We start from the raw sequence: 23,487 nt of genomic DNA on the forward strand, positions 1-23,487 counted from the left end.
CTGCACTGCAACTCTGCTCTTGAACCCGCCCTGATCGATGTGTTCATTCGGCATTCAAGATTCAGCCCAAGATCCAGATACGCGAGACGCAATGACCCGACCCAAGATCTTCGCCGACATTCCCGCGCCGACCACCGCGCAGCGTCCGGTTTCCGACACGCGCCACGGCATCACCCGCGTCGACGAATATGCCTGGCTGCGTGCCGACAACTGGCAGGAGGTGTTCCGCGATCCGAGCCAGCTCGACCAAGCGATCCGCAGCCACCTTGAGGCCGAAAACCGCTACCAGAACAAGCTGATGGCCGACACGGCGGATCTCAGGAAGACGCTGTTTGAAGAGATGAAGGGCCGCATCAAGGAAGACGATTCCTCCGTACCGATGAAGGATGGGCCTTATGCCTACGGCTCCTCGTTCAGGAAGGGAGGCGAGCAGCCGCGCTATTTCCGCATTCCGAGTGAGGGCGGTGCCGAAGAGATCATCCTCGACGGCGACAAGGAAGCCGAGGGCCACGCCTACTTCCGTCTCGGCGGCATCGACCACTCATCCGACCACAAGCGCCTGATCTGGGGATTCGACGACAAGGGCTCGGAATTCTACACGCTGCGCGTACGTGACGTCGCCAGCGGTGCGGAACTTGACGACGTGGTCGGCGACACCGGCGGTTCGGGCTCTTGGGATGCAGCTAATGCCGGCTTCTTCTACTCCCGCCTCGACCCCAACCATCGCCCGTCCAAGGTGCTCTACCATGCACTCGGCAGCGATGCTTCGACCGACCGGCTGGTCTACGAGGAGACCGATCCCGGCTTCTTCATGAATGTCGGCGGCACCCGCAACAACGACTGGATCATGATCTCGATCAGCGATCATGAAACCTCAGAGTACCGCCTGTTCCCAGCCAGCGATCCGCTCGCCGAGCCGAAGCTTGTCGCGGCACGCGAAATCGGCCTGCAATATGACCTCGAGGAAGGCGGCGACATCTTCTTCGTGCTGACCAATGCCGACGGCGCCAAGGACTTCAAGATCATGACGGCGCCCATCAGCGACCCTCAGCGCGCCAACTGGAAGGAACTCGTCGCCCACGAACCCGGCCGTCTGATCCTGTCGGTCATGGGCTTCAAGGACTTCATGGTCCGCCTCGAGCGCAAGGAGGGCCTGCCGCGCATCGTCGTCCATGAGCGCGCCACAGGCGCCGAGCACCTCATCTCCTTCGACGAGGAAGCGTTCTCGCTCGGCCTGTCGGGTTCCTATGAATACGACACCGACATCATCCGCTTCAGCTATTCGTCGATGACCACGCCGGCGCAGGTGTTCGACTACAACATGCGCACGCGCGAGCGCGTCCTGCTCAAGACCCAGGAAGTCCCCTCGGGCCACAACGCCGACGACTATGTCACGCGCCGCCTGATGGCCCCCGCCCACGATGGCGAACTGGTGCCGATCTCGCTGATCCACCGGCGCGACACGCCGCTGGACGGCTCTGCTCCCTGCCTGCTCTACGGCTACGGCTCCTATGGCATCACCATCCCTGCCTCATTTAACACCAACTGTCTGTCGCTGGTCGACCGTGGCTTCGTCTATGCCATCGCCCATATCCGCGGCGGCAAGGACAAGGGTTACGCCTGGTATGAGGACGGCAAGCGGGCGGCGAAGCAAAACACCTTCACCGATTTCATCGCCTGCGCCCACCATCTCGTCGCCGAGCGCTACACCTCGCACGACCGCATCGTCGCCCAGGGCGGTTCGGCCGGCGGCATGCTGATGGGCGCGGTGGCCAATATGGCGCCCGATGCCTTCGCCGGCATCATCGCGGAGGTGCCCTTTGTCGACGTGCTGACCACCATGCTCGACGACACCTTGCCGTTGACGCCGCCGGAATGGCCCGAATGGGGCAATCCGATCGCATCTGTGGCGGATTACCAGACCATCGCGGCCTACTCGCCATACGACAATGTCGCCGCACTCGACTATCCGCCGATCCTGGCGGTGGCCGGCCTGACCGACCCGCGCGTCACCTACTGGGAGCCGGCCAAGTGGGCCGCCCGGTTGCGCGAACGCAAGGCAGGCGAGAGCCCGGTGCTCTTCAAGATCAACATGGATTCAGGCCATGCCGGCGCTTCGGGCCGTTTCTCCAGACTGGAGGAGGTCGCCTTCAACTACGCATTCGCGCTGAAGGTGGCGGGCATCGCCTGACCATAGGCTCCGACACCAAAATGAAACGGCCCGGAACCATAAGGTCCGGGCCGTTTTCATTGATGAATCTGCCTTGGATATCAGTCGGTAGGCTTCGGCTGCGGCGCAGCAAAACCGTTGGGATGCCCCGGTATCGTCTTGAGATAGGCGGCGATCGCCTCCCGGTCGTCGGCGCTCAGCCTGGCCATGTTCTTCTGCACTTCGACCATGGTGCCGCCGACGGAATCGAATTCGGGGGTGAAGCCGGTTTCGAGATAGCCGGCGATATCGCCCTCCGACCATCCGCTGATGCCCTTGCCCTCGGGCGTGATGTTGGGCACCACGCCGCCACCTTCGGCGGCCTTGGCGCCGGCGAGCCACTGGCCCTTCTCCGTGCCGCCGGCAAGACTACGCGGCGTATGGCACTCGCCGCAATGTCCGGCACCTTCGACCAGATCTCTCCCCCGAAGCACCTTTTCCGGAGTGCCGTCGGCCATCGCCACCACCGGTTCGTTGCTGAGGTAGAGTTGCTTCCACAGCCCGAGCCCCCGACGGACGCTGAACGGGAATACCAATTGGTGGTCGGCCGCCCTGCCCTGCACCGCAGGAAGCGTCTTCATGAAGGCATAGAGATCGGCCACGTCAGCCGGCTTCATGCGCGCGTAGGATGTGTAGGGAAAGGCCGGATAGAGATGGTCTCCGTTTCGCGCCACGCCTTTCAGCATGGCGTTGGCGAAGTCCTCGATCGACCAAGCGCCGATCCCATCATTGGGATCGGACGAGATGTTCGGCGCGACGAAAGTGCCGAAATCGGTCTTGAGTTCGACACCACCGGCGAGCTGCAGACGGGCGTCGCCGTCAGCCTTCGGCTTGGCATGACAGGAGGCGCATCCGCCGGCATCAAAGATGCGTTGCCCCCGCATCGCATCACCCGTACCGAGTGCCGCAACGGTCTCCGGCGCGAGCCTTTCAGGCACTGTCAGCCACCAGAATGCAACGGCTCCGACGCCGCCAAGCGCCAGAGCCGCGATTGCAAGCTTCTTGATGATAGCCATCCGAAGGCGATCAGCCCTTCTTCACGCGGTAGGTTTCGTGGCAGGCGCCGCAGGTCTGGCCAATCGTGCCTACCTGGGCCTTCAGCGCATCGATGTCCTGGGCGGGCGCTGCGACTGCGGCTGCGGTCACTGCCTTGAACTTGTCGACGGCTGCCTGGAAGCCTGCTGCGTCTTCCCAGATCTTCGGCGAGGCTGTTGTGTCGCCCTTGTCGCTGCCGACGGGGAACGACGCCGCAACATCGATCTTCTGGACGTTGTCGTTGAGCGCGGTCAGCGCCGCCAGGACGGCTGCCGCATCGAAGGGAGCTTCGCCCTTCACCATCTTCACGAGCACGCCGACATCCTTGGCATTCTCCTTCATGACCGCCTTGCGATCAGCGATGATATCGGCAAACGCCGCCGTGGTAACGAGCGCGAGCGCCGCGACGGCAAGTACGATCTTTTTCATAAGGTCCTCTCCGGGTTGCAACAATGCTGCCTTGAGCCAACGGGGAAACTGGCCCAGTTCGTCCCGGAATTCTCTTCACGCTTCCGTGACTGTTAGTCTTTTTCAGACATTCCCGGAAAGCCCGTTCTAAACGCAAAAACCCCGGCCGTGGCCGGGGTTTCGGAAAAATGTCAGGTCTTCACCGGACCGCATCACTGGATGCGGCCTGGAAAAACGATCTGGGCTCAAGCCTTTTCGTAGAGCTCGAGCACGTAGTCCCAGTTGATCAGGCTGTCGACGAACGCCTCGAGGTACTTCGGACGGGCATTGCGGTAGTCGATGTAGTAGGAGTGCTCCCACACGTCGACGCCCAGGATCGGGGTCGCGCCGTGAACCAGCGGGTTCTCGCCGTTCGGGGTCTTCGAGATTTCGAGCTTACCGCCCTTGACCGAAAGCCAGGCCCAGCCCGAGCCGAACTGGGTGGTGCCGGCAGCGATGAAATCAGCCTTGAACTTGTCGTAGCCGCCGAGATCCGAGTCGATCGCCTTCTGCAGGGCACCCGGCAGCTTGTTGCCACCGCCAGCCTTCTTCATCCACTTCCAGAAGTGGACGTGGTTATAGTGCTGGGCAGCGTTATTGAACAGGCCGGCATGCTTGCCGAACGACTGCTTCACCACCTCTTCGAGCGACAGGTTTTCCATGCCGGCTTCCGCTGCCAGCTTGTTGCCGTTGTCGACATAAGCCTTGTGGTGCTTGTCGTGATGGAATTCCAGCGTCTCCTTCGACATGAAGGGCTGCAGCGCCTCGTAGTCGTAGGGCAATGCGGGCAATTCAAAAGCCATGGTTCATACTCCCTTGCTGGCAATTCACGGCATGTCTATGCCGGGTAGAGATAGGTTGCCACAGGATGCGGCAACAGATGCGAAACGGGTTTTTTCTTTGTCTGCACTCAGGCCTTGCCGGTCGAGTGGGCCCACTCCCAATATAGCTCGCGCGACTTTTTTGCTACCGGTCCGGGCTGGAGAATTCGATCTTCGATACGGGTGATCGGGACCACCTTGGAGTGGTTGCCGGTCGAGAAGATTTCGTCCGCCTCAAGAAACTCGCGCACCGACAGCGTCTTCTCGACGACCGTCATGCCCTTTTCGGCAAGCAGCGACATGGCGCGGCTGCGCGTGATGCCCGACAGAAAGGTCCCGTTCGGCGCAGGCGTAAACACCACGCCATTCTTGACCAGGAAAATGTTGGAGGAGCCGGTCTCGGCGACATTGCCCAGCATGTCGAGCACCAGCGCATTGTCGAAGCCGCGCATCTTGGCTTCCAGGATGGCGCGCCCGTTATTCGGATAGAGGCAGCCTGCCTTGGCATTGGTGGGCATGGTTTCGAGCGTCGGCCGGCGGAACGGCGAAAGGCCGATCGAGAAGCCCGTCGGCTCCATCATCGGCGACTCGTAAAGGCACAGGCAAAAACGCGTCGAAGCCGGATCGGCCGGCACGCCCATGTAGCCGCCATGCTCGGCCCAATACATCGGGCGGATATAGACCGCCGTCTTGCCGTCGAATTTCTTGAGGCCATCCCAGGTCAGGCCTGCAATCGTCTCAGGCGACATGGTCGGCTTGAGGCCGAGTGCTATCGCCGAGGCGTTGACGCGGCGCGAATGCGCATCGAGATCGGGCGCCACGCCCTCGAACCAGCGCGCGCCGTCGAATACGGTCGAGCCAAGCCACATGGCGTGACTGCGCGGCCCGACGATCGCCACGTTGCCCTCGTACCAGTCACCGTCGACATAGGTCCAGGTGGTCGATTGTGCAGCCGCCGCTAGCGTCATCTTGGTTGTCCCGTCATTTCCTTGATGGCTGCAATGGAAGAGACTTTGGCCCGCCCCGTCAACGGGCAGGCCGCCGATTTGTTGGAGCCAGTCGACAGTTCGGCTTGCACTGCGCGGCAAGTCGTTGGAAAACCACGAACATGCGCCACTCTGCCTACATATTCGACGCCTACGGCACCCTGTTCGACGTCCACGCCGCCGTCCGCAGGCACGCCCAGGACATCGGGCCCGACGGCCAGCTGCTGTCCGACATATGGCGGGCCAAGCAGCTCGAATATTCCTGGGTGCGGACGCTGATGGGCGCCTATAGCGATTTCTGGCAGCTTACCGAACAGGCCCTCGATTTCGCCTTCCGCAAGGTGCCCTCAGCAGACCCGGCGCTGCGCAGCAAGCTGCTCGATGCCTATTGGCAGCTCGACTGCTATCCGGAGGTGCCTGCTGTCCTGCGCAATTTGAAGGACAATGGCGCCCGGCTCGCGATCCTTTCAAACGGCTCGCCGGCGATGCTGGAAGCTGCAGTGCGCTCGGCCGGCCTCGATCTCATCCTCGACGAGATCTTCTCGGTCGATGCCGTGCGCCGCTTCAAGACGGACCAGTCGGTCTACGACCTGGTCTGCAGCAGCTGGCGCCTCTATCCCGATGCCGTGTCATTCCAGTCGTCCAACCGCTGGGACATTGCAGGCGCTTCCAAGTTCGGTTTCCGCACTGTCTGGATAAATCGCAGCGACCAGCCCGACGAGTATCGGGATCTTCCACCGTCGCTGATCCTGCCCTCACTGGAAGGTTTAGTTACAATTGGTTAGCCATCCATAGGACAGCATTGTTGCCATAACGCAACAGTGATTGGCCTGTCACACCGTCGCCATGCTTTGTCCACCCTAAGGTCTGATTTGGACCCGCTTATCACCGTGAGCGTTAAGGGGACGCAGACAGTTTCCTTTTAATTCACCATTCCTTTCGAACGGAAGCCCAGATCGCAGTCATGCCCATTATCACCGAGCCATCCCGTAGCCTGACCCGCCGCGGATTCCTGAATCTTGCAGCGGCTGGAGCGGCAACCGCCGCACTTTCCGCCTGCACCACCGTCAATAGCGGTGGCCAGATCGTCGACGCGCCGCAACCGGCACCGCCGCCCGTCAACATCGATCCCGGTTTCGGTGGCGACTATGTCAGCATGTACGGCCCGGTCACCGATGAGGGCTATGAAGTGCCGGGCATCCCGGTCAAGAAGGTGAAGCCGCAGTTCCTTCGCCAGATCGTTGCAGACCCCACCGGCGAGCGCCCCGGCACGCTGGTCGTCGATACCTCGACGCACTACCTCTATCTCGTGCGTGAGAACGGCCAGGCCATGCGCTACGGCGTCGGCCTCGGACGCGCCGGCTTTGCCTGGCAGGGCCGCGCCGTCATCCAGTGGAAGCGCACCTGGCCGAAGTGGACCCCGCCAGACGAGATGATCGGCCGCCAGCCCGAACTCGAGAAGTACAGCGCCCGCAATGGCGGCATGGCCCCGGGCCTGAACAACCCGCTCGGCGCCCGTGCGCTCTACATCTTCCAGAACAACGAAGACACGCTCTACCGCGTCCATGGCTCGCCGGAATGGTGGACCATCGGCAAGTCGGTGTCGTCGGGCTGCGTGCGCCTGATGAACCAGGACATCATGGATCTTTACGACCGCGTCCCCAGTAAGACGCCGATCCTGGTCACCAACGGCCTCAGCATGGCCTGACCGCGCAACAAGCGGAACAGTGAAAACGGCGCGTCATCGACGCGCCGTTTTTGTTTCTGCAAGCCGGGAAGCTTGCTCAGAAGCCCTTCTTCAGGCTGCCGAGGATGCCGCGCACCAGCGCGCGGCCGACCGAGGAGCCTACCGAGCGCACCACCGACTTGATGGCAGCTTCGGTCACAGTCTGGCGATTTGACGTACGCGGACGCGGCGCATTTCCACCCGAGGTCTGGGATCCGCCATCATTGCCGAAGCCGGGGATCGTCCAGCCGCTGCCACCGCCGGTGTTGGCCTGCTGAGCCTCCTGCTGCGCCTGCTGAGCGGCAGCCGCCTTCTTCTGCAGCATCTCGAACGCCGACTCGCGATCAACCGCCTGGTCGTACTGGCCGGCGACAGGGCTTTCGTTGATCAGCTTGCGGCGCTCTTCCGGCGTGACCGGGCCCAGGCGCGATGCCGGCGGACGGATCAAGGTCCGCTGCACCATAGAAGGTATACCCTTGGCCTCGAGCGTCGAGACCAGAGCCTCGCCGGTGCCCAACTGGGTGATCGCGGTGGCGCAGTTGAAGTCGGGGTTTGGCCGGAACGTCTCGGCAGCCGTCTTCACCGCCTTCTGCTCGCGCGGCGTATAGGCGCGCAGCGCATGCTGGACACGATTGCCGAGCTGGGCCAGCACGGTTTCGGGAACGTCGAGCGGGTTCTGGGTGACGAAATAGACGCCCACGCCCTTCGAACGGATCAGGCGTACCACCTGCTCGACACGATCGACGACGATCTTCGGCGCCTCGTCGAACAAGAGATGCGCTTCGTCGAAGAAGAACACCAGCTTCGGCTTGTCGGGATCGCCAACCTCAGGCAACACCTCGAACAGTTCCGACAGCAGCCACAAAAGGAACGTCGCGTAAAGGCGCGGGTTCATCATCAGCTTATCGGCGGCCAGCACGTTGATCGCGCCACGGCCGTCGCGCGTGGTGCGCATGATATCGGAAATCTTGAGCGCCGGCTCGCCGAAGAAGTGATTGCCACCCTGCTGTTCCAGAACCAGCAGCGAGCGCTGGATCGCGCCGACCGACGGCTTGGTGACATTGCCGTAGCGCGCGCCGATCTCCTCGGCCCGCTCGGCGATGTTGGCGAGCAGCGCCTGCAGGTCCTTCATGTCGAGCAGCAGCAGGCCTTCCTCGTCGGCAATGCGGAAGGCGATGTTGAGCACGCCCTCCTGCGCCTCGGAGAGGTTCATCAGGCGCGACAGCAGCAACGGCCCCATCTCGGAGATGGTGGCGCGGATCGGATGGCCCTGCTCGCCGAACAGGTCCCAGAAGATGACGGGGAATTCCTGGAATTCGTAAGGATCGAGCTTCACCGCCTGGGCGCGGGCGACCAGGAAGTCCTTGGCCTCGCCCATCATGGCGATGCCCGAAAGGTCGCCCTTGATGTCGGCACAGAAAACCGGCACGCCTGCATTCGAGAAGCCTTCGGCCAGGACCTGCAACGTCACCGTCTTGCCGGTGCCGGTGGCGCCGGTGACGAGACCGTGGCGGTTGCCGTATTTCAGCAGCAGTTCCTCGGGCCGTTGATAGCTGTCATCAGGCTTGCGGCTGGCACCGATGAAAATGCTGTCGTCCTGCGCCATGGGCGTTGTCTCCGGCAATGCTGTGTCCCGACCGCGACGCGGCCACCCCAAAGGTATAGTGGCCGCCCTCACATGCCACAATGGCTCATCCGGTCAGCGCAGCGGACAACTGTGAGCTTGATCTTTTTTTGATGGGCGTCGCCGCAGTCGAGATCGATGAAGCCGGGGCGGCCGCGTTCTTCCGCGACCACGCGGTTGCAATTGAAGGCTAGACGCGGATCTCGACGATTTCCCAGTCGCGGCCGTTGACGGTGGCGACCTCGCCTACCCCCTTGCCAAACATTGCCTGCGCCATGGGCGAGACATGCGAGATGCTGCCCTTGGCCGCGTTCGCCTCGTCCTCGCCGACGATGCGCCAGGCGTGGCGCTTGCCGTCATCGTCCTCGATGCTGACCTTCATGCCGAAGCGGACGACCGTGCTGTCGGGCTCGGGCACAGAAACCTCGGCGTTTTCGCGCCGCGCCTGCCAATAGCGCAGGTCGCGCGAAACGGTGGCGATGCGCTCGCGGTCTGCCTCGCCTTCCGCCTTGGCCAAATCCTCGCGCAATCGGCCCAACTCGGCTTCGATCTGCGCCAACCCATGCTCCGTCACCAGGTTGCGGTACGTGCTCACCGGTCGCTCGCCGATGTCGGCGATCTGGTTTTCACTGTCGTCTTCGCGGGTAAAAGCTCTGCTCATAAGAAGAACCTAGGCCTTCATTCCGCCGATAACAAGCCAGCTAGACTGACCGTATCTCCACCGCGATCAGGCGAATACTACGGTCGGCCTGAGCGAGGCGACCTCGATCCCGTTCCAGTTCTTCAGGACCGGATTGGCCGCTTCGTTCATCTTGGCTGCCAGCCCGCTGTCGGCGGATACCAACTTGGCCAGCACTGCCGCAATCATGATCTCCGCCGCCCGGCCAGCGCCGTCATCACACTTGAGCGCGATGCCGTAACCGAGTTCCGGCAGCGCGGCACAGTAGACACCTTCAGCGCCGACCTTGACGAAGATTCTTCCAGGGGCAGCCTGCATCAACTCGGTATCCGCCCTTCCGGTTCCGGCCACCATGAAAGGTTCTGCCATGCAGGCCGACATCAGCCGTCTGGCCGCCTTCGCACGCTCGGGAGCGAGGCCCTGGCCGCTGACCATCCGGGCGAATCCTAGCGCCAGGTTCTTCAGCGGAACGGCGAAAGTCGGGATAGAGCAGCCGTCGATGCCCATGTTCGTCTCGTTGTGGGGAGCACCGGTAACCGCCTCCATCGTTTCACGGATCATCTCCTGAAAACGGTGCTCGGGCCGCACATAGCCGAGATGATTGATGCCGAGGTGATGACAGGTGCAAACGAAGCCGGCGTGCTTGCCCGAGCAATTGTTGTGCAAGGCGCTCGGGGCCGCACCGCTTCGGGCAAGGTCGACAGTGGCGTTCTGGCTTGAGGGCCAATGCGCACCGCATTCCAGAGCGTCGGGTCCGAGACCGGCCTTCGCAAGCATCGCCTTGGCGAGCTCGGCATGGGCGGGTTCGCCCGAATGCGAGGCGCAAGCGATCGCCAGTTCGCGTTCGCCGAAACCGTAGGCGTCGGCCGCACCGCTCTCGACAAAGGGCAGCGCCTGGATCGCCTTCACTGCCGAGCGCGGGAAAACCGGCATGTCGGCGTCGCCGGCAGCAAAGACCGTCGTGCCGTCGGCATCGACGACGACCACCGCACCGCGATGTGCGCTTTCGACGAGTTGGCCGCGCAGGACCTCGACCAGAACCGGATTTGTCATTGTGGGGAAGCCTTCGTGCACCTGCGGGGGATCAATCGTCCGTCGACGGCGACCAGCCTATCAGACCAGCCAATCTCATGGACGGGCAATCGATAGCCCAGAGGCAAGGAATCCGCCATCCACCGCAAGTGTGTGACCGTTCACATAGCTGGCCTCTGATGACAGCAGGAAGGCGACCGCGGCAGCAACCTCCTCAGGCTCGCCATAGCGCCCTTGCGGGACAAGCCTGGGTTCGACCCGGCCATTGCCGACGCCGTCCGCGCCCGTGAAGCCGGTGGCAACCGCATTGATGCGAACACCGCGATTGCCGCATTCCAGCGCCAGGACCTCGGACATCAGCTTGAGCCCCGCCTGGGACGCTGCCGTTGCCAGTTGGCCGTGGTGGGCACGCAAACCGGCAACCGAGCCGACGCTCACCACCGACAACGACGCGCCCATGCGCTCCAGCGCAGCCTTCGCCGCGATGAAGGGCGCGACGAGATTGACCTCCAGCGCCTCGCGCAATGTCTCGGCGCTGGTGTCCTCGACGGATGCGTTTCGAGCAAAGCCGGCCATCGAGACGAGCCCACCGATCAGGCCGAGCCGGTCGACCACCTCGTCGAAGGCTTCTGCCATATTGTCCTCGTCAGTAGGGTCGGCCTCGATGAACACGACTTCGTCGTTGTCGATCTGGTCCTCCGCCGCTTCAAGCGCGCCGCCGTCGTCATCGATGACAGCCACCGGCCATCCATCCGCGATCAGGCGCTCGGCCACTGCAAGGCCGACGCCCGACGCACCGCCGATGACCACGGCGGAATGCCTCATCTGATGCGGTCCAGGATCGACACGTAGTTGGCGACCGCGGCACCGCCCATGTTGAAGATGCCGCCGAGCTTGGCATCCTTGACCTGGATACCGCCGGCCTCGCCTGCAAGCTGCATTGCGGTCAACACATGCATCGAAACGCCGGTCGCGCCGATCGGATGACCCTTGGCCTTGAGCCCGCCCGAGGGATTCACCGGCAGGCGGCCGTCTTTGGCGGTGATGCCTTCCATGGCGATACGGGCACCCTCGCCGCGCGGCGCAAGCCCCATCGCCTCGTATTCGATCAGTTCGGCGATGGTGAAGCAGTCATGCGTCTCGACAAAGGACAGGTCGTCGAGCGACACGCCGGCCGACTTCAGCGCCTTGTTCCACGCGACCTCGCAGCCTTCGAACTGCAGGATGTCGCGCTTCGACATCGGCAGGAAGTCCTGCACATGCTCATTGGCGCGGAAGGCGATCGCGCGGCGCATGGCCAACGCCGTCGTGCTGTCGGTCAGCACCAAGGCTGCCGCGCCGTCGGAGACCAGCGAACAATCGGTGCGCTTCAGCGGTCCGGCGACGAAGGGGTTCTTTTCGCTTTCCTGACGGCAGAAATCGAAGCCGAAATCCTTGCGCATCTGGGCATAAGGATTGTCGACGCCGTTCTTGTGATTCTTGGCGGCAATCATCGCCAGGGCGTCGGACTGGTCACCATAGCGCTGGAAATAGGCCTGGGCGATCTTGCCGAACACACCGGCAAAACCAGCCGGGGTGTCGCCCTCCTCGGGCAGATATGACGCGCGCAAAAGGTTTTTGCCGATTTCCGGTCCCGGCGTCGTGGTCATCTGCTCGGCGCCGACCACCAGCACGATGCGCTGGCCGGAATTCACCGCGCGAATGCCCTGGCGCACCGCCGCCGAACCCGTGGCGCAGGCGTTCTCGACGCGCGTCGCCGGCTTGAAGCGCAGACGGTCATCGGCCTGCAGCACGAGGCTCGCGGTAAAATCCTGTGCGGAGAAGCCGGCGTTGAAGTGGCCGAGCACGATCTCGTCGACGTCGTCAGGCCCGATGCCGGCATGAGCCATCGCCTCGTTGGCAACCTGTGTAATCAGGCTTTCCAGCGTCTCGCCTTCCAGCTTGCCGAAGCGCGAATGCGCCCAGCCCACGATGCATGCGGTCATCTTCGTCTCCATCGGCGGTTCACATGTTGCGCCATTTGCCGGGCGATTCCAACGCCCTTCAATTCCGTTCAAATATGAACAGTTTTCGGCGACTTTCAATGGTCCAGATGGGGGTTCCATGGCGCATTCGAGACGAGATGCGCCGTGTTTTTTATTGATTGACGAGTCAATTAAAAATACCCTGAAGACCGGAGGAGACTGGATGCCCAAGGTCGGAATGGAGCCGCTGCGCCGCAAGGCGCTGATCGACGCGACGATCTCGGCGATCGGCGAACGCGGCAGCCTCGACGTGACCATGTCAGAGATCGCCGGCCGCGCCGGCGTTTCGTCTGCGCTTGCCCACCACTATTTCGGTGCCAAGGACGAGCTGCTCGCCGCCACCATGCGGCACCTCCTGTCCGAACTTCTGACCGACACGACTTCGGCACTGCGTGTCGCCGAGACACCGCGTGCCCGTGTTTCAGCTGTCATTGCGGTCAATTTCTCGGACAAGCAGTTTCAGTCGGAGACAATCGCCGCCTGGCTCGCCTTCTATGTCGAGGCGCAGAAGTCGCCGGCACTTCGCCGCCTGCTGCGGATCTATGCCCATCGCCTGCACTCGAATCTGATGAGCGGTCTTACCCGCCTGCTGCCACGTCATGAGGCAGAGCGCGTCGCCGAAGCGACAGCGGCCATGATCGACGGGCTCTACATTCGCCGGGCCCTGCGCGACGGCATACCCAATGCGGCGTCCGCCATCGCACTGGTCGAAGACTATCTCGAAGCCAAGCTCTCGCAGGCGGGCAACGCATGAAGACCACGCAGCCCAACATCCTCATCGTCATGGTCGACCAGCTGGCCGGCACGTTCTTCCCTGACGGTCCGGCCGACTTCCTGCACGTACCACATCTCAAGGCACTCGCCGCGCGTTCGGCGCGCTTTGCAAACAATTACACCGCCTCGCCGCTCTGCGCGCCGGGCCGTGCCGCCTTCATGTCGGGGCAATTGCCGTCGCGCACCGGCGTCTATGACAACGCCGCAGAATTCGCCTCGTCCATCCCGACCTTCGCCCACCATCTGCGCGCCGCCGGCTATCATACGGTGCTGTCAGGCAAGATGCATTTCGTCGGGCCTGACCAGCTTCACGGCTTCGAGGAGCGGCTGACGACCGATATCTATCCCGCCGATTTCGGCTGGACGCCCGACTATCGCAAGCCAGGCGAACGCATCGACTGGTGGTACCACAATCTCGGCTCGGTCACCGGCGCGGGCACGGCCGAGATCAGCAACCAGATGGAGTATGACGACGAGGTCGCCTTCCTCGCGACCCAGAAGCTCTATGATTTCGCCCGCGTTTCCGACCAGGCCGAGCATCGCCCGTGGTGCCTTACCGTCTCCTTCACCCACCCGCACGACCCCTATGTCGCCCGTCGCCAGTATTGGGACCTCTACGAAAACTGTCCTGCACTGGATCCCGAAGTCGGCTTCATCCCTGCCGATCAGCAGGACCCGCATTCGCAGCGGCTTTATCTGGCCAGCGACTATGCCAGTTTCGACATCACGCGGGAGCAGGTGCGCCGCTCGCGCCGCGGCTACTTCGCCAACATCTCCTACATCGACGAAAAGGTCGGCCAACTGCTGTCGGTGCTTGAGCGCACGCATATGCTCGACGACACCGTCATCCTGTTCTGCTCCGACCATGGCGACATGCTTGGCGAGCGCGGCCTGTGGTTCAAGATGTGCTTCTACGAGGGCTCGGCCCGTGTCCCGCTGATGGTCGCCGGGAAGAGCCTGCCATCCGGGTTGATCGAGGCGCCGACCTCTAACCTCGACATCCTGCCGACACTGTGCGACCTAGCCGGCATTGACCTTTCCGATATCGCTCCCTGGACCGACGGCCAGTCGCTGCTGCCGCTGGCACAAGGGGAGCAACGCACCGTCCCGGTGCTCATGGAATACGCGGCCGAAGGCTCCTACGCACCGCTCGTCGCCATCCGCGACGGCCGTTTCAAGTTCGTCCACTGCGAGATCGACCCGCCGCAACTGTTTGATCTGGAATCGGATCCCCAGGAGCTCAGCAACCTCGCCGCCGACCCCACCCGTGCCGGTCTGGTGGCAAGCTTCATGGCGAAGGTCCGCGCCCGCTGGGACATGGCGGCCTTCGACGCGGCCGTGCGCGAAAGTCAGGCGCGCCGCTGGGTGATCTACCCCGCGCTGCGCAACGGCGCGTACTACCCATGGGATTTCCAGCCGCTGCAGAAGGCATCCGAGCGCTACATGCGCAACCATATGGACCTCAACGTGCTCGAAGAGAGCAAGCGCTTCCCGAGGGGTGAATGATGAGCACTAAGGTTCCAGGCCTCGACCGGCTTCGCCAGGCCTATGCCGAGACATCGAAGGCAACGCAGCTGACACCGCTGCTCGAATCCGCCGTCCTCGCCCGCGAGACCGGTGCGTCGCGTGTCTTCGTCAAGGCCGAGTCGCTGCAATGGGCCGGGTCGTTCAAGGCGCGCGGCGCCTATTGGCGGCTGAAGCAGCTCTCGGCAGACGAAGCCGAGCGCGGCGTGGTCGCCTTTTCCTCCGGCAACTTTGCCCAGGGCCTCGCCGCTGCCGGCCAGTCGCTCGACATCCCCGTCACCATCGTCATGCCCATCGACGCCCCCGCCGCCAAGCGCGAAGCGACCAAGGGCTATGGCGCGCGCGTTGTCCTGACCGAGCATGGCGACCGCGCCCGCGAAGAGGTCGCCGCTGCCAGAGCACGCGAAATCTCCGAGACCGAAGGCCTTGTCCTGCTCCACCCGTTCGACGATCCCGAGATCGTCGCTGGCCAGGCCGGCGCCGGCCTTGAAGCGCTCGATCAGTTGGCAACCAAGGGTGTGGGGGCCGACATCGTGCTCTGCCCGGTCGGCGGCGGCGGGCTCATCGGTGGCATCTCGCTTGCCTTCCATCACCTTTCACCATCGACGCAGGTCTTCGCGGTCGAGCCCGAAGGCTTCAACGGCCTGGGCGCCTCGCTGGCCAATGGCGCGGTCTCGGCCGTGCCATTGGCTGAGAATTCAATCTGCGACGGCCTGATGGCGCGCCGGCCGGGCGAAGCGCCCTTCGCAGCGGTCACCACCACCAATGTTCGCGCGCTGACCGTCGACGACGCCTCCGTCCGCCGAGCGATGACCACAGCCTTCGAGCGGCTGAAGCTCGTGCTCGAGCCGTCGGGCGCCTCGTCGCTGGCGGCGCTTCTGGGAGGAAAGGTCGACGTGGCCGGCAAGACCGTGCTCGTCGTCGCAACCGGCGGCAACGTCTCGCTCGCCGATTTTATGGTTCATGTGAACAATGCTTGAAGCAGATTTCGTAATCGTCGGCTCCGGCTCCGCCGGCTCGGCCATGGCCTATCGCCTGTCGGAGGACGGCAAGCACTCGGTGATCGTCATCGAGTACGGCGGCACCGACTTCGGCCCGCTGATCCAGATGCCGTCGGCGCTGTCGATCCCGCTCAACATGAGCCGCTACGACTGGGGCTATTCCAGCGAGCCCGAGCCGCATCTCGGCGGGCGTGTGCTGGCCACCCCGCGCGGAAAAGTGCTCGGCGGCTCGTCCTCGATCAACGGCATGGTCTATGTCCGCGGCCACGCCCACGACTTCGATCACTGGGCCGAACAGGGCGCGACCGGCTGGGGCTATGCCGACGTGCTGCCCTACTTCAAGCGCATGGAGCACTCGAATGGCGGCGAAGAAGGCTGGCGCGGCACCTCGGGTCCGCTCAACGTGCAGCGCGGTCCGCGCAAGAACCCGCTCTACCAGGCCTTTGTCGACGCCGGCCGGCAGGCCGGTTTCGAGCTGACCGAGGACTATAACGGCTCCAAGCAGGAAGGCTTTGGGGCCATGGAGCAGACCATCCATGGCGGGCGCCGCTGGTCGGTCGCCAACGCCTATCTGCGTCCAGCGCTGAAACGCGGAAATGTCCGTGTCGTCAATGGTTTCGCCAGGCGCGTGGTGATCGAGAATCAACGCGCCGTCGGCGTCGAGATCGAAGCTCGCAGGAAGATTCAGGTCGTTAAGGCAAGACGCGAGGTGATCGTCGCTGCCTCCTCGATCAATTCGCCGAAACTTTTGATGCTCTCGGGCATCGGCCCGGCCGAGCACCTGAAGAAGCACGGCATCGCGGTGCGCGCCGACAGGCGCGGCGTCGGCCAGAATCTCCAGGACCATATGGAGCTCTACATCCAGCAGGAATCGACCCAGCCGATCACCCTGCATTCGGTCTTCAATCCGTTCTCCAAGGCGCTGATCGGAGCCGAGTGGCTGCTGTTCAAGACCGGCCTCGGCGCAACCAACCATTTCGAGGCGGCGGCCTTCGTGCGCTCAAAAGCCGGTGTCGATTATCCCGACATCCAGTTCCACTTCCTGCCGGCAGCAGTTCGCTACGACGGCAAGGCGGCGGCCAAGTCGCATGGCTTCCAGGCTCATGTCGGCCCGATGCGGTCGAAGTCGCGCGGCGCGATCACCCTTCGCTCCGATGATCCGTGGGACAAACCCGAGATCCGCTTCAACTACATGTCGCATCCCGACGACTGGGCCGATTTCCGCCACTGCATCCGGCTGACCCGCGAGATATTTGGCCAGTCCGCCTTCGATCCGTTCCGCGGCAGCGAGATTTCGCCCGGCAGCCACGTGCAGTCGGACAAGCAGCTCGACGACTTCATCCGTGAGCACTCCGAAAGCGCCTATCACCCCTGCGGCACCTGCCGCATGGGCCGGGCCGACGATCCGACCAGCGTCGTCGATCCGGAATGCCGGGTGATCGGCGTCGAGGGCCTGCGTGTCGCCGATTCCTCGATCTTCCCGCGCGTGACGAACGGCAATCTCAACGGCCCGTCGATCATGACCGGAGAGAAGGCCGCCGACCACATCCTTGGCCGGACGCCGCTTGCGCCGTCCAACCAGGAGCCGTGGATCAATCCGCGCTGGCAGGTCTCCGACAGATAGAGCATCATCCGGCCAACTCGCCCGGAACATCGAAAATAAACTGGAGCAAACGCATGCGCGCCCAGCCCAAAGCCTCGCATTATGTCAATGGCCGCTACATAGATGATGAACGCGGGGCGCCAATCCCGGTCATCTATCCGGCTACAGGCGAGATCATCGCCGAGTTGCGGTCGGCAACGCAAAACATAGTCGAGCTTGCGCTGGAAGCCGCGCGCGAGGCGCAGCAGGCATGGGCCCGCCTGAAGCCCGTTGAACGCGGCCGCATCCTGCGCCGTGCTTCCGACATCCTGCGTGCCCGCAACGAGGAACTGTCCCGGCTGGAGACCCTCGACACCGGCAAGGCGATCCAGGAAACGCTGGTAGCCGACGCGGCATCCGCCGCCGACTGCCTCGAATATTTCGCCGGGGCGGTCGCAGCCTCTAACGGCGACTATGTCGACCTCGGCGGTCCTTTCGCCTACACCAAGCGCGAGGCGCTCGGCGTCTGTGTCGGCGTCGGCGCCTGGAACTACCCGATCCAGATCGCCGGTTGGAAGTCCGCCCCCGCGCTCGCCATGGGTAACGCCATGGTGTTCAAGCCCTCCGAGAACACCCCTCTCTCGGCACTGGCGCTGGCCGAGATTTACACCGAGGCCGGCCTGCCCGACGGGCTGTTCAATGTCGTCCAGGGTTATGGCGACGTCGGCGCGGCCCTCGCCGCGCATCCAATCGTCGACAAGATCTCGCTCACCGGCTCGGTGCCCACGGGCAAGAAGGTGCTGTCGCTCGCCGGCTCGCACATGAAGCACGCGACGATGGAACTCGGCGGCAAGTCGCCGATCATCGTCTTCGACGACGCCGATCTCGAAAACGCTATCGGCGGTGCCATGCTCGGCAATTTCTACTCGACCGGTCAGGTCTGCTCCAATGGCACGCGGGTCTTCGTCCAGAAGGGCCTGCACGATCGGTTCGTCGAACGTTTGGTCGAACGCACCAAGTCGATCCGCATCGGCGATCCCCTCGACCCCGAGACCCAGATGGGCCCGCTGGTCAGCAAGGTCCAGCACGACAAGGTTCTTGATTACATTGCCGTCGGCATGAATGAGGGGGCGGAGCTGCGCTGCGGCGGCGGCACGCCCTCGCTGCAAGGCTTCGAGGGCGGCTTCTTCGTTGAACCGACCGTTTTCACCGGCGTGAAGGACAACATGCGCATCGCCCGCGAAGAAATCTTCGGCCCGGTGATGAGCGTGCTCTCTTTCGACAGCGAAGACGAGGCGATCGCGCGTGCCAACGACACCGAATTCGGCCTCGCCGCAGGCGTCTTCACCAAAGACATTGTGCGTGGACACCGCGTCATCGGCGAGCTCAAGGCCGGCACCTGCTGGATCAACGCCTACAATCTGACGCCAGTCGAAATCCCCTTCGGCGGCGCCAAGCAGTCGGGCATCGGCCGCGAGAACTCGCTTGCGGCCCTCCAGCATTACTCGCAACTCAAGACTGTTTATGTCGAGACAGGCGACGTCGCGAGCCCGTACTGATCCTAGGTATAGTGGATTGAGGCCTGGAAGCTCTGCTCGGCCTGGATAGCAAAAGCCGGCCAATTGGCCAGCTTTCTGTTGGCTCGAAGTTAGTGCGCGACGTCTTCGGTCTTATCGAGATACTGCGTGAGCGCCGTCACCAGGTGATAGAAGATGCTGGCCGGCACTTCCTTGGCCAGCGAGCGGCCGCGCTCGTCGATCTGGTCGATCCACAGGCCCTGCGGCGCCGGATCGATGTGCCAGCGGAACAGGCGGCCGACGCGCGCCTCGATTTCGGGTTTGAGGTCGGGACCGCCGGTGCCGTCGAGAGCAATGGCAGCCTTGATCGCTTCGGTCTGCGGCCAGCTGCGCGAGATGCGGTCCAGCGGCAGGCCCTGCCGCGAAACAGCACCGTAAGCCAGCCCCGTCGCGCGGTTGAGGCCGTTGGCGACAGCCGAGGCATAGAGTTTGCGCCCAAAGGCAACAAGGTCTTTCTGGCCGCTCTTGTCAGCGAAATCGACCAGCAGCGAGGCCCACTCGAAATGGTGACCGGGTTCGGTCCACTGACCCTTCTCACCTGATGCCGGATGCCAGTCGCGGTCGAAGAACTCGCCCAGCGTCCAGCTGTCCACCTCGAAGAAGTGGCTCCGGAACAGATCGATGATACGGGCCGCCCGGCGGAGGTAGGCCCGGTCGCCCGTCACAGCATGCCAGGCGAGGAAAGCCTCCAGCAGGTGCATATGCGGGTTGGAGCGCCGCACGCCCTCGCCATCAGGGCTTTCCATGAAGCCCGTCATGCGCTCGTCCTCGAGGTGCTTGTCGAGGAAAGCGAATGTTTCGGCGGCGAGACCCAGCGCCTCGGCGTTGCCTGAGCGATGCGCATGAGCCAGCGCCAGGAGCACGCAGGCATGGTCATAGGCGTCCTCAACCGGGTCGAGCACGCTGCCGTCGGGGTTCAGCGTCCGCACCCACCCGCCGCGTTCGGTACGGCCCCTCCCGGCCATGAAGCGTATGCCGTGCTCGATGAGCTGGTCGGCCCGGCCGTCCCAGCCGCGCTGCTTGGCGACCGCGAAGGCGTAGACCTGGCGCGCCATGGTGCGCATGCGCTTGGGCTTTGCCAAAGGCCTGGCATCGAAGCCGAGCGCCTCGTAGAAGCCGCCGAACTGCTCGTCGACACCCGATGTCGACCACAGCGGCAAGGTTTCATCCATCAGCCAATGCTGCACGCGCTGGCGCCAGGCGCCGTTGGCGATCACACGGCCATGTGCCGGCGTGAACTTGGTCTCGAGACGGCCGCTCTTTTCAAGCTGCTCGACGATCTTCTTGACGTTCTGGCTATGGCTGACCGGTGCAACGAAGGTCGCATCCGAGGTCGAAACAATGGCGACGTCCTTGAGCCCGATCGCCGAGAGCAACCGTCCATCGCCGCGCAGATAGGAGTTCTCGCAATCGATGGCGACGACGTCGCCGACAATGACATTGCCGTCCTTGTCGGAGGGACTGACGTCGAGCAGCGACTGCCATGAACCGAGATCGTTCCAGCGGAAGCTCGCCGGCACCATGGCGATGCCACTGACGCGCTCCATAATGGCGTAGTCGATCGAGATGGACGGAATGCCCTGATAGAGCTCGAGCGGCATGTAGACGCCCGACAGGTCGCTTGTCGCCGCCTTGAACGCCGCCTCGGCCCTCTCCCAGATCTCCTGATGGTGCTTCAGGAAAGCGTCGCGCATGGCGCTTGCCTTGAACAGAAAGATACCGGCGTTCCAGAAGAAGTTGCCGGCAGCGAGATAGCCTTCGGCGGTCTTGAGGTCCGGCTTCTCGACGAAGCGCGTCACGTCGGAGACGCCGCTGCTCTCCGCACCGGCCTCGATATAGCCGTAACCTGTCTCGGGTGCAGTCGGGCGGATGCCGAACACCACCATGCGGCCGGCTGCAGCTGCCGGCACGCCACGCTCAACGGTTTCCCAGAACTGGCGTTGCGTCGAAATCTCATGATCCGACGGCACGACCAGCACGATGCCGTCGCCATAGGCCGAGATCGTTTGGAGGGCAGCGATAGCTACGGCTGCCGCGGTGTTGCGGCCAGTCGGCTCGAAGATTGCGCCGCCGCCGGCAAGGTCGATTGCGGCAAGGTCGTCGCGCACGCGCGCGGCATGACGCTCGGAGGCGATCAGGTAGATCGGGGTCTCGCCCTCGTCCCGCGCCGCAAGCCGCTTCAGCGTCTTGACCAGCATCGAGCCGTCGCCTGACAGATCATGGAACTGCTTCGGGTTATCCTCGCGAGACAACGGCCAGAGCCTGGAGCCCACGCCGCCGCTCATGACAAAACTGACAATCCTCTCAGTCATGCCCGCTCCTCTCAGAAGGTCTGATTGTAGGCGCCGACAGACGGGTTGCGCCGGAGCACCGCATCTACCGCTTCGAACATCTCGCGCCGACGCTCTGATGAAACCGGGCTTTCCACCACCACGACCAGTTCCGGCTTGTTCGATGAAGCACGCACCAGCCCCCAGGTGCCGTCCTCTGCAACGACGCGAACGCCGTTGACGGTGATGAGATCGACGATCTTCTGGCCGGCGAAGGTCTCGCCATTGCGCTTCATCGCCTCGAAATCGGCAACCACCTTGTCGACGACGCCGTATTTCAGCTCATCATCGCAATGTGGCGACATGGTCGGCGTGCCATAGGTCAGCGGCAGGTCGCGATAGAGATCGGCCATCGACTTGCCGGGGCTGCGATCGAGCATCTGGCACACGGCGATCGCCGTGACGATGCCGTCGTCATAGCCGCGGCCGATTGGCGGGTTGAAGAAGAAGTGACCTGATTTCTCGAAGCCGGCGATCGCGCCAAGTTCGGCAACGCGGCGCTTGAGATAGGAATGGCCAGTCTTCCAATAGTCGGTCTTCGCACCATTGGCGGCCAGCACCTTGTCGGTGTTGAACAGGCCCGTGGACTTCACGTCGACGACGAAGGTCGAGTTTGGATAGAGCGCCGAGATGTCGCGCGCGAGCATGACGCCAACCTTGTCGGCGAAGATCTCGTTGCCCTCGTTGTCGACAACGCCGCAGCGATCGCCGTCACCATCGAAACCAAGCCCGACATCAGCGCCCGTCTCCAGCACCTTGTCCCTGATCGCATGCAGCATCTGCATGTCCTCGGGGTTGGGGTTGTAGCGTGGGAACGAATGGTCGAGCTCGACATCGAGCGGGATGACCTCGCAGCCGATGCGTTCGAGTGCCTCGGGTGCAAACGCACCCGCCGTGCCGTTGCCGCAAGCGGCGACAACCTTCAGCTTCCGGGTGATCCGTTTGCCGCCCACCAGGTCGTCGATGTAGGTCTTGCGGAAATCCGGCACGAACTCGTAGGAGCCGCCGCCGATCAGCTCGAAATCGCCGTTGAGCACAATTTCCCTGAGCGCAGACATCTCGTCCGGGCCGAAGGTCAATGGCCGCTGCGCGCCCATCTTCACGCCGGTCCAGCCGTTCTCGTTGTGCGAGGCAGTCACCATGGCGACCGACGGCGTATCGAGCGCAAACTGGGCGAAGTAGGCCATCGGCGACAATGCCAAGCCGATGTCCTTCACCCGCGCGCCCGCAGCCAGCATGCCCGAGACGAGCGCCAGCTTGATCGACATAGAGTAGGAGCGGAAATCGTGGCCGGTGACGATGTCCGGGCCAGCGCCCAAGCGACGAATCAGCGTACCGATGCCCATGCCCAGCGCCTGCACGCCAATCAGATTGAGCTCCGGCTCCTTGCTTGAACTCGGATGCCCGAACCACCAACGGGCATCATATTCGCGAAATCCCGTCGGCTTGACCAAGGCTTTGGTCTCGAATTCGAATGTATTGGGAGCTGCATGGCCCACGGGCTTGATATTCACTGCTCTACTCCATCGGCGCAAAGGCTGCGCATACACTCTAGTCGGAACCGATTACCGCAAGATTGAGGCGCTGTCCCCTCCCGAAAATGCAGCATAAAGGCGCAAAAGCTCAGCAAGATTACCGACTTGCGAAAAATTGCGCCAGCCGAACCTTTGGTGCTTGCAGTACGCCCAACCGGCAGCTATAAGCCCGCCCACTGGTCACGGAGTGTAGCGCAGCCTGGTAGCGCACATCGTTCGGGACGATGGGGTCGCAGGTTCGAATCCTGCCACTCCGACCAGAAAAATCCCGACATCTTAATACCTTAGCAAGCAGCCTGATCGGAAGGGCTGTTCAGGTCTGTCGCGCTGCGCATCGACGCTGGTGGCGATTGAACGTATTCGCACCGGTTCCGGCTGCCGTCGCGCATTGCATCGTTGCAGAGCCCAATTTCCTCCCCGTTCATTGAGCGTCGCCGCAATCATACAATCGGCCCCGTCTCGCTCTCCTTCCCGGGATCTGACTTAACTTTCAAGTTGCAACTCATTTTACGTGGTTTGTTATCAGTTTCTTGAACTTTCCTTTGTCATCGACCCTCGCCGAAAGTCACATTAGCGAATTG

General features: G+C 63.1%; 20 protein-coding genes and 1 tRNA gene. 10 read left to right on the plus strand and 11 right to left on the minus strand.

The window, feature by feature from the left end; translation table 11 throughout:
• The first annotated feature begins 91 nt into the window (after window positions 1-91).
• The gene (locus tag NDO48_RS11490; protein ID WP_018426950.1) at window positions 92-2,191 is read left to right on the plus strand and encodes a S9 family peptidase; all 2,100 of its coding nucleotides are present in this window, start codon (window positions 92-94) and stop codon (window positions 2,189-2,191) included.
• Between the two features lie 80 nt (window positions 2,192-2,271).
• On the opposite strand, the gene NDO48_RS11495 is transcribed toward NDO48_RS11490, so the two are convergent.
• The 4 genes from NDO48_RS11495 to NDO48_RS11510 all read right to left on the minus strand — a co-directional run bounded on the left by NDO48_RS11495 (window position 2,272) and on the right by NDO48_RS11510 (window position 5,480).
• Entirely contained in the window at window positions 2,272-3,225 is a 954-nt protein-coding gene (locus NDO48_RS11495) for a cytochrome c (protein ID WP_018426949.1), read from the minus strand.
• Window positions 3,226-3,235: 10 nt separating this feature from the next.
• Window positions 3,236-3,673: a c-type cytochrome gene (locus tag NDO48_RS11500; protein ID WP_018426948.1), complete on the minus strand. Its 438-nt coding sequence runs from the start codon at window positions 3,671-3,673 to the stop codon at window positions 3,236-3,238.
• Between the two features lie 224 nt (window positions 3,674-3,897).
• A complete protein-coding gene (locus NDO48_RS11505) occupies window positions 3,898-4,494 on the minus strand; it encodes a superoxide dismutase (RefSeq protein ID WP_018426947.1) in 597 nt (198 codons plus the stop codon).
• Window positions 4,495-4,601: 107 nt separating this feature from the next.
• Window positions 4,602-5,480, minus strand: coding sequence for a branched-chain amino acid aminotransferase (locus NDO48_RS11510; protein WP_018426946.1), 879 nt, complete (start codon window positions 5,478-5,480; stop codon window positions 4,602-4,604).
• A 140-nt stretch (window positions 5,481-5,620) separates the two neighbouring features.
• Between NDO48_RS11510 and NDO48_RS11515 the strand changes: the two genes are divergently transcribed.
• A complete protein-coding gene (locus tag NDO48_RS11515; protein ID WP_018426945.1) occupies window positions 5,621-6,283 on the plus strand; it encodes a haloacid dehalogenase type II in 663 nt (220 codons plus the stop codon).
• Between the two features lie 179 nt (window positions 6,284-6,462).
• Window positions 6,463-7,206, plus strand: a complete 744-nt coding sequence (locus NDO48_RS11520) for a L,D-transpeptidase (RefSeq protein ID WP_018426944.1) — start codon at window positions 6,463-6,465, stop codon at window positions 7,204-7,206.
• Window positions 7,207-7,282: 76 nt separating this feature from the next.
• On the opposite strand, the gene NDO48_RS11525 is transcribed toward NDO48_RS11520, so the two are convergent.
• Window positions 7,283-8,830, minus strand: a complete 1,548-nt coding sequence (locus NDO48_RS11525) for a helicase HerA-like C-terminal domain-containing protein (protein ID WP_018426943.1) — start codon at window positions 8,828-8,830, stop codon at window positions 7,283-7,285.
• Between the two features lie 80 nt (window positions 8,831-8,910).
• On the opposite strand from NDO48_RS11525, the gene NDO48_RS11530 reads away from it, so the two are divergent.
• Window positions 8,911-9,042, plus strand: coding sequence for a hypothetical protein (locus NDO48_RS11530; RefSeq protein WP_018426942.1), 132 nt, complete (start codon window positions 8,911-8,913; stop codon window positions 9,040-9,042).
• On the opposite strand, the gene NDO48_RS11535 is transcribed toward NDO48_RS11530, so the two are convergent.
• The 4 genes from NDO48_RS11535 to NDO48_RS11550 all read right to left on the minus strand — a co-directional run bounded on the left by NDO48_RS11535 (window position 9,039) and on the right by NDO48_RS11550 (window position 12,544).
• The gene (locus tag NDO48_RS11535) at window positions 9,039-9,509 is read right to left on the minus strand and encodes a GreA/GreB family elongation factor (protein ID WP_018426941.1); all 471 of its coding nucleotides are present in this window, start codon (window positions 9,507-9,509) and stop codon (window positions 9,039-9,041) included. The genes NDO48_RS11530 and NDO48_RS11535 overlap by 4 nt on opposite strands.
• A gap of 66 nt (window positions 9,510-9,575) precedes the next feature.
• On the minus strand, window positions 9,576-10,580 hold the full coding sequence (locus NDO48_RS11540; RefSeq protein WP_018426940.1) for an asparaginase: 1,005 nt from the start codon (window positions 10,578-10,580) through the stop codon (window positions 9,576-9,578).
• A 75-nt stretch (window positions 10,581-10,655) separates the two neighbouring features.
• The gene (locus NDO48_RS11545) at window positions 10,656-11,384 is read right to left on the minus strand and encodes an SDR family NAD(P)-dependent oxidoreductase (RefSeq protein WP_018426939.1); all 729 of its coding nucleotides are present in this window, start codon (window positions 11,382-11,384) and stop codon (window positions 10,656-10,658) included.
• Window positions 11,381-12,544 carry an acetyl-CoA acetyltransferase gene (locus NDO48_RS11550; protein WP_026226983.1) on the minus strand — a complete coding sequence of 388 codons (1,164 nt, stop codon included), beginning with the start codon at window positions 12,542-12,544 and terminating at the stop codon, window positions 11,381-11,383. Before NDO48_RS11550 ends, NDO48_RS11545 begins: the two co-directional genes overlap by 4 nt.
• A gap of 202 nt (window positions 12,545-12,746) precedes the next feature.
• Between NDO48_RS11550 and betI the strand changes: the two genes are divergently transcribed.
• From betI to betB, 5 genes are read left to right on the plus strand one after another with little or no spacing between them, the layout of a single operon-like run.
• Window positions 12,747-13,337: a transcriptional regulator BetI gene (betI, locus tag NDO48_RS11555; RefSeq protein ID WP_018426937.1), complete on the plus strand. Its 591-nt coding sequence runs from the start codon at window positions 12,747-12,749 to the stop codon at window positions 13,335-13,337.
• Window positions 13,334-14,863, plus strand: coding sequence for a choline-sulfatase (betC, locus tag NDO48_RS11560; RefSeq protein ID WP_267321490.1), 1,530 nt, complete (start codon window positions 13,334-13,336; stop codon window positions 14,861-14,863). Before betI ends, betC begins: the two co-directional genes overlap by 4 nt.
• Complete coding sequence (locus NDO48_RS11565; RefSeq protein WP_018426935.1) at window positions 14,863-15,861, plus strand: pyridoxal-phosphate dependent enzyme; 999 nt, start codon at window positions 14,863-14,865, stop codon at window positions 15,859-15,861. The genes betC and NDO48_RS11565 overlap by 1 nt, the downstream gene beginning before the upstream one ends.
• The gene (gene betA, locus NDO48_RS11570) at window positions 15,854-17,506 is read left to right on the plus strand and encodes a choline dehydrogenase (RefSeq protein ID WP_018426934.1); all 1,653 of its coding nucleotides are present in this window, start codon (window positions 15,854-15,856) and stop codon (window positions 17,504-17,506) included. Before NDO48_RS11565 ends, betA begins: the two co-directional genes overlap by 8 nt.
• Window positions 17,507-17,559: 53 nt before the next feature.
• Window positions 17,560-19,023, plus strand: coding sequence for a betaine-aldehyde dehydrogenase (gene betB, locus NDO48_RS11575; protein ID WP_018426933.1), 1,464 nt, complete (start codon window positions 17,560-17,562; stop codon window positions 19,021-19,023).
• 89 nt (window positions 19,024-19,112) lie between these two features.
• Here betB and NDO48_RS11580 read toward each other — a convergent pair whose 3' ends face one another.
• Together NDO48_RS11580 and NDO48_RS11585 are read right to left on the minus strand one after the other, a co-directional pair.
• Window positions 19,113-21,353 (minus strand): mannose-1-phosphate guanylyltransferase/mannose-6-phosphate isomerase, encoded by a 2,241-nt coding sequence (locus NDO48_RS11580; protein ID WP_026226981.1) that lies wholly within the window; start codon window positions 21,351-21,353, stop codon window positions 19,113-19,115.
• Between the two features lie 11 nt (window positions 21,354-21,364).
• On the minus strand, window positions 21,365-22,885 hold the full coding sequence (locus NDO48_RS11585) for a phosphomannomutase/phosphoglucomutase (protein ID WP_018426931.1): 1,521 nt from the start codon (window positions 22,883-22,885) through the stop codon (window positions 21,365-21,367).
• A gap of 204 nt (window positions 22,886-23,089) precedes the next feature.
• Between NDO48_RS11585 and NDO48_RS11590 the strand changes: the two genes are divergently transcribed.
• Window positions 23,090-23,166 (plus strand) — tRNA-Pro (locus NDO48_RS11590).
• Window positions 23,167-23,487: the final 321 nt, after the last annotated feature.

Source organism: Aminobacter sp. MET-1, from assembly GCF_026521175.1.
Lineage (GTDB): Bacteria > Pseudomonadota > Alphaproteobacteria > Rhizobiales > Rhizobiaceae > Aminobacter.